The 6985-nt window shown below is 39.0% G+C and carries 6 protein-coding genes and 1 pseudogene; all 7 read right to left on the bottom strand.

Annotation, left to right across the window (positions count from 1 at the left end):
- Nucleotides 1-229 precede the first annotated feature (229 nt).
- Nucleotides 230-889: a hypothetical protein gene (locus tag ACEYX7_RS10055; RefSeq protein WP_374807031.1), complete on the bottom strand. Its 660-nt coding sequence runs from the start codon at nt 887-889 to the stop codon at nt 230-232.
- An 18-nt stretch (nt 890-907) separates the two neighbouring features.
- Nucleotides 908-1753, bottom strand: coding sequence for an NADPH-dependent 7-cyano-7-deazaguanine reductase QueF (gene queF, locus ACEYX7_RS10050; protein WP_374900524.1), 846 nt, complete (start codon nt 1751-1753; stop codon nt 908-910).
- A 31-nt stretch (nt 1754-1784) separates the two neighbouring features.
- On the bottom strand, nt 1785-2558 hold the full coding sequence (locus ACEYX7_RS10045; RefSeq protein WP_374805235.1) for an ABC transporter permease: 774 nt from the start codon (nt 2556-2558) through the stop codon (nt 1785-1787).
- Nucleotides 2555-3505: an ABC transporter ATP-binding protein gene (locus ACEYX7_RS10040; protein WP_374805237.1), complete on the bottom strand. Its 951-nt coding sequence runs from the start codon at nt 3503-3505 to the stop codon at nt 2555-2557. The genes ACEYX7_RS10045 and ACEYX7_RS10040 overlap by 4 nt, the downstream gene beginning before the upstream one ends.
- 282 nt (nt 3506-3787) lie before the next feature.
- On the bottom strand, nt 3788-5086 hold the full coding sequence (locus tag ACEYX7_RS10035; RefSeq protein ID WP_374805238.1) for an ABC1 kinase family protein: 1299 nt from the start codon (nt 5084-5086) through the stop codon (nt 3788-3790).
- 180 nt (nt 5087-5266) lie between these two features.
- Nucleotides 5267-6649: an MATE family efflux transporter gene (locus ACEYX7_RS10030; RefSeq protein WP_374805240.1), complete on the bottom strand. Its 1383-nt coding sequence runs from the start codon at nt 6647-6649 to the stop codon at nt 5267-5269.
- A gap of 151 nt (nt 6650-6800) precedes the next feature.
- Nucleotides 6801-6911, bottom strand: a pseudogene (locus tag ACEYX7_RS10025) (DMT family transporter); the annotation flags it as partial.
- Nucleotides 6912-6985: the final 74 nt, after the last annotated feature.

Here is a 6985-nt window from a genome sequence, read left to right as displayed (position 1 = left end):
ATTGGCTGTCGCTAAAGCCCTTGATTGTTTCGTATCTCATCTTGTCATTATATCAAAACTTTCGCAAGAGGTCTAATTCTTTGCCTATAGCAAATCTTTTTTCTCGATTGATATAATCATCTTTAAAATTATATTGCATTATATTTTCTCAAATTTTAAATTTGATATGATGTTTGTAAAAGCCTTTATTTCCAACACATCTAAATAAAGGCTTTTAAATATTTCAAAATCAAATATGAATCAAATCACTATGCTGCTCGGCAGCAACTTTTAATTCATTACTATCGAGCATTGGCACAAGCTTTTCAATACCAATATGCACTGCTTTTTTGACCGCAGCGGTCGCAATATCGGCAGCTTTACGCTTAATCATGCCCAAACCCAAAGTCTTTTGAAATTCAGTCATAAAATGATGAATAATTTGATCAGCAAGATTTTGATATTGTTGGGTTAGGGCAGGGCGAATGGCTTTGACAGGCTCACCAGCTTGAATGGCAGTAAAATTACTTTGTAATTGCTTTGCCAATTCATTGTCCACCACCGCACCCAAACGCTGTTGCCCTTTCGCATCTTTAAAAAAGCTTTGGTCAATAAAATCAATCGACGCTTGTAACTCATCATTACTGGCTTTACCCAACAGTTGATTCAGCAACACATGAATACTAGATTTGACATAAGTCATTAATTTTTCAGCAGTATCACGCTTGTCGCTGGCAGGTAATTGTTGAATCAAATCACCCAATACACGGTCTAATAATTCATCATTGAGCTGTACGGCAATTTTATCACGCAAAGGATAAATCGGCTCTTTACCATGACGTTGCTGTTTAATCTGTTGCATTTGCTGTTGCAAATCGTTGGATGGGATAAATCCAAAATGGCTAGGCATATTTTAAAACTCCAAATTTTACTGTCTTGCCAAACGTACAGGCTGTGGCAACCAATCCAAATGCGACACACGACACGGGTTGATATCCAAGCCCCCACGACGTGTGTACGCTGCATAAACCATTAATTTTTCGGGCTTGAGTTGCGTCCAAATATCGGCATACATTTGCTCAACACATTGTTCATGAAAGCCATTGTGCTGACGATAAGAAATAATATACGCCAATAAACTTGGCTCGCACACCGCTTGCCCTTGATAACGAATAAATACTGTACCCCAATCAGGCTGTGAAGTCACGGGGCAATTACTGCGTAACAGATGGCTATGATAATAAAACTTGCCATGCGTTGCATTGTCGTTGAATTGCAAAAGCGTTGCATTGGGCTGATATTCAATCTGACTGGGCTGTAACTGGTCTAGGCATTGCCCCATCGCTTGCGATATATCTAATTGATTGGCATCAAATAATTCAAGCTTCACCTGTGCGGCTGCCACATAGGATAAATCATCTTCTACGGTAGCAATCAATTTTTCACGGTTCATCTGTTCAAAATTAAAACTGTTAAAATACAATTTTAATGATTTTGATTCAATTAAATACGGTGACTCGGCAGGAATATGCAAACGTCCAATTGCCACTTGTGGTATGCCTTGCGGATTTAACCAAGACAATTCAAACACATGCCACCAGTCTGTACCTTGTTGTAAACCTTGAATCTGTTCGGCATGAGCAATATGCTCACGCCCTAGACTGCGTGCAATCGGGTAAAGCACGCTCGGGCTATATTGTTGTGGGTACTCGGTGCTTTGACCAAGTAGTGAATTTTCTACATGGTTTTCATGATGAGATAAATCATTAAACATATTTTTAAACTCTAAAAACAATAAGATAAAATTATTCTCGCATGCCTGTACCGTTTGCCAATAAACGGTAAGCAATCGCATACAACACCACACAGCTAAGCGTGATTACACCCAAAGATAGCCATACATTAACATCGCTATAGCCTAAGATACCATAACGAAAAGCATTGACCATATATACAATCGGGTTTAATAAAGATAGATTTTGCCAAAATGTTCCAAGTTGGCTAATGGCATAAAATACCCCACCCAAATAGGTTAATGGCGTCAAAATAAAAGTCGGTACAATGGAAATATCATCAAAAGATTTGGCATATACCGCATTGATGAGACCACCGATTGAAAATAAAACCGATGTCACCAATACCGTGTAGATGGTCAAAAATACATTGTGTAAACTAAGGTGAGTAAAAAATAGACTTAAAATCGTTACAATCAAACCAACACTTAAACCACGAGCCACACCACCAGCCACATAGCCGAGCAAAATCACATGATTTGGCACAGGGCTGACGATTAATTCTTCAATACTACGTTGAAATTTGGCACTATAAAAACTCGAACACACATTGGAATAACTATTGGTAATCACTGACATCATGATTAAACCTGGCACGATAAATTGCATATAGCTAAAACCGCCCATTTGACCAATGCGTGAACCGACCAAATGCCCAAAAATTACAAAATACAAGCTCATGGTGATGGCAGGCGGCAGTAAAGTCTGTGGCCAAATGCGTAAAAAACGGCGAATTTCCTTGCGTAATAAGGTCATAAAGGCGATGTGAAGTTGGCTACTGTTCATGCCTTTTCTCCTGTTTTATCAAGGTTTTTTTCCACCATATGCACAAATAATTCTTCCAAACGGTTGGCTTTGTTTCGCATACTGCTGACTTGGATTTGATTGATTTGTAAAATACTAAATAAATCATTGAGTTGATGTGATTTATCCATGGTCACTTGCAAAGTCATCGGGTCTAATAATTTAAAATCAAAACCGATAATCTGCAAATTGGCAATTTGCTGTTCAGACACAGCTTGACTTAAATCAAATACAAACGATTCTACCGAAAGCTGACCGAGTAGGGCTTTCATGGTGGTATCTTCTTTGATTTGCCCACGGTCAATGATGGCGATACGACGGCATAATTGCTCAGCTTCTTCCAAATAATGTGTGGTCAGAATAATCGATGTACCATTTTGATTGAGTTCCGTCAAAAATTCCCACATTGAGCGGCGTAATTCAATATCCACACCTGCGGTTGGCTCATCCAAAATCAACAATTTTGGCTCGTGCATCATGGCTCGTGCAATCATCAAACGGCGTTTCATCCCACCTGACAGCAATCGCCCTTGATTGTTACGCTTTTCCCATAAGCCTAATTTTTCTAAATAAAGTTCAGCACGTTGTTCAGCAGTTTTTTTATCAATACCGTAGTAGCCCGCTTGCGTGACAAGAATATCAAAAGGCTTCTCAAATTGCCCAAAATTAAATTCTTGCGGTACGACACCCAATTGCTGTTTTGCCAAAGACGGCTGTGTATCCAAGTCATAGCCAAAGATTTTGACGCTACCGCCCGATTTTTTGGTCAGCGAGCTTACGATACTGATGGTCGTTGATTTACCTGCACCGTTTGGACCAAGTAGGGCATAAAATTCGCCTTCAGGTACGGTCAAATCAATACCTTTTAAGGCTTGAAAACCATTTTTATAGGTTTTGCTGAGTTGGGTGATTTGTAAGGCATCAGTCATGGGAAATCATCTGCTTTCATCTTTACTGTAATACTCGGTATTGTGGGGGATATTGCACGATAAACCAAGTCAAAAAGTAAAAAAATTACCCATATAAAAGTGATGAACCATCTCAATTTTGCAACGTTCAGATCTCTAATGGATATGAATCAATTTGGGTCTGCTTTTAAATAGTAGATATTTGTTATGATGATTTGATTTTAAAGACATAAGGTGCGTTCAACGCACCTTGATATCAAGAGTATAAATTTAAGATAAATCGTATAACATCGCAGCTAAAAGTTAATAAACCTGTTCAACTGGCACTAACTCTGCAAATAAATCTTCAAAATTATCATGCACTTTTAAGCTGATTAAGTTCCAATATTGCCCCGATACGGTACGATTAATCATCAATGTATCAGGCGATGGCTGAAAATAATCCCAGTATTTCAGTGATTGTTTAGCCAAAATCACCGCATCATGATGCGAAGAGTTGGCAGCAAAATCATAATGGGTTTGTAATGGACGCATCAAAATTTCAATCCATTGTTTATACCAATCAGGTTCAATTTCGCCTTTAGACGTACGCACTTTGAGTTGAATCAAACTGTCTTCCAATACCGCAATATTATTCTGTCTAGCAGCATTAATTAAACGTTTATATTCGGTGATTAAAGCAGGCTGTAAAGTTTTTACCCCACCAAAATCATAAATAATCACTGTACCATCTTCACGGAAAGCAAAATTCCCTGGATGTGGATCACAATGAAAACGTTTTAAAAAGAAAATCTCTTGCCCCAAAGCTTTCAGTAAACGTCTGCCTAATTCATTACGCAATTCTGGCGACCACGTGCTGGCAGTTTGTAAACTTTCACCTTGTTCCAAACTTAAAGTCAGTACACGACGTGATGAATATTCCGTAAAGACTTGTGGAATAATAATTTTGTCATCTAATTTTTCATGGAATAATCGAAAGACTTGTAAGTTTTGAGCTTCAATTTCATAGTTCAGCTCGGTGTACAAACTGTCTTGAATTTCATCAAAAAGTGTATCTTGCAATGCACGGTCGACCTTGAGCATGCCCATCAAACGCAATGCCATTTTGACTTGTTTTAAGTCGCTTTCACAGGCTTCATCCACCCCAGGATATTGCACCTTGACGACTACGGTTTGACCGTCTTTGAGTACCGCTTTATGCACTTGCCCAATCGATGCAGCGGCAAAAGGGGTTTCTTCAAAAGATTGAAACAGCTCAGATAATGGCTTTTTCAGTTCTTTTTCGACTTGGGCTTTGATTTGTGGAAAAGGCAGAGCAGGGGCTTGACGCTGTAATTTGGCAATCGCCGATTGTACTTCAGGCGGAAAAATATCTTTATATTGTGAGGCAATTTGTCCTACTTTCATCACCGCACCTTTCATTTCCCCCAAGGTATTGGCGATTTGTACTCCAATCTCGCTGTACAAAGCTGAGCGAGTGGACTGCTTTTTTTCTTCATCTGCATTGATATTTTTAATAGAATTGGTCACGGCTTTGCTGGCAATACTTGCTGTCATACCTGCCAATTTCATAAAACGACGACCTGCCGAATGGTTTGCCATAGCTTATTCCTATCAATCTGTTGTTTTGCTTGAGGTGTAATCTAAACAGTCACCTTGCATATGCTTAATGTGAATGCTTTGCCAGAATTAAAGTAAAATCAGCAAAAACATCGCTAGAATGTACGATGCTTTTGCTGATTGTGCAAGTGTTGTCGTGTTATAAATATGAAGTAAAATGTGTTAGGTCTTATCAATCGCTAATAATTGTAAATTACGCTTTCGCAACTGCCAAATCAACAGCACACAAGCAACGCTCAAACCAACAATCAAACCAATCCACACGCCTTTTGCCGCAAAGCCTGCATAACGTGTGCAATACACACCTACAGGGAATGCAATGATCCAATAAGCAATAAAAGTAATGTACATTGGTGCTTTGGTCTCTTGTAAACCACGCAAACAGCCTGACGCAGTGATTTGCCATGCATCCATCAATTGATACATGACCGCAAATACCAATAAGCCAAATGCCACCTGAATCACTGCAGTATCACTGGTAAAGGCTTGTAAAATAAATTCACGCCCAAACCATAACAAAATCATGGTAATACAAGCAAAAACGCTTGCTACAGCGAAACCAATTTTTTGTACTTGAATCAAATTTTGCCAGTCTTTTGCACCATAATATTGCCCCACACGAATGGTCAAGGCAATCGCCAAAGACAACGGCACCATAAATAATTGCCCCGTGGTGGACATGGCAATTTGATGGGCAGCAATAAAGGTATCACCAAGCGGACTAATCACCAAAGATGATGTACTAAAGATACTCACTTCAAAGAATATTGACAAACCAATCGGGAAGCCCAACAAAAAAATTCGCTTTAACCAACGACTATCGGGCAATTCAAATTTTTGAAATAAGCGTACCGTATCAAAAGCTTTGGATTTTTTTAGAAATATCACCAAGGCGATGAGAATCAACCACTGCATAATGGCGTTGGCGAATCCTGCCCCTGCACCGCCGAATGCAGGCAAACCCAATTTGCCATGCATAAAAATATAATTGATTGGAATCAATAAAAATAACGATGCGATACTAATGATGGTAATCACTTTTGGGTGACCTAACGCTTCAGTATAACCACGCAAAGCAGTATAAAGCGCCACCGCAGGCATACCAAAAGCAATACTTTGTAAAAATAAACCTGATTTGGTATGTAAATTGGCAGGGATATCCAAGGCATCAAATGCCAAGGGCATACAAAATAAAATCGCCCCAGCAATAATACCTAAAATCAACGCAATCCATAAAGATTGATGGGTAATGGTTTGAATATCATGATTCTTTTTTGCCCCAACAGCTTCGGCAATCAGTGGTGACGTGGCAAGCATAATGCCACTACTCAGCACTAAAATCGGAAACCACATCCCGACCGCCACGGAAATCGCTGCCAAATCCGCAGCAGAAATATGCCCAGCCATGATGGTGTCAATTAAGCCAAAACCTGCTTGAGCAAATTGAGTAATCAAAATCGGTAACATCAAACTTAATAAAATTTTAAGTTCTTGGCTGATGGATTTTTTTTGTGGTTGCATGGTACTTTCGGTAAAGTCATTCATAAAAATAATAATAAGATAAGATTGTCAAAAATCGCCAAAGAATCAGCCAATTCGACAGCACAGCAGATGAAAAAGAAAGTTAGTTTAATTTAAAAGCAACCTTGATACAAATAATATTTTTTCAGTCACTTTATTTCGATAAATAGCCAGATTACTGGCGATGTAGGGTAAACAAAATACCCACCGCAATCAAGACTGCCCCGAGCATACGTTGCCATGTAATCGGCGTTTTTTCGGTATCAAGCCAACCAAAATGATCTAGGGTGTGTTGACATACAAAGAAAATCAGTTATTCTGCTTATATGAATAGACTAACACTTACTGATGCCCAATGGG

It is taken from the genome of Hubeiibacter jixunmingi, from assembly GCF_041928215.1.
Lineage (GTDB): Bacteria > Pseudomonadota > Gammaproteobacteria > Pseudomonadales > Moraxellaceae > Acinetobacter.
This window is presented reverse-complemented; position numbering and strand designations above follow the sequence as displayed.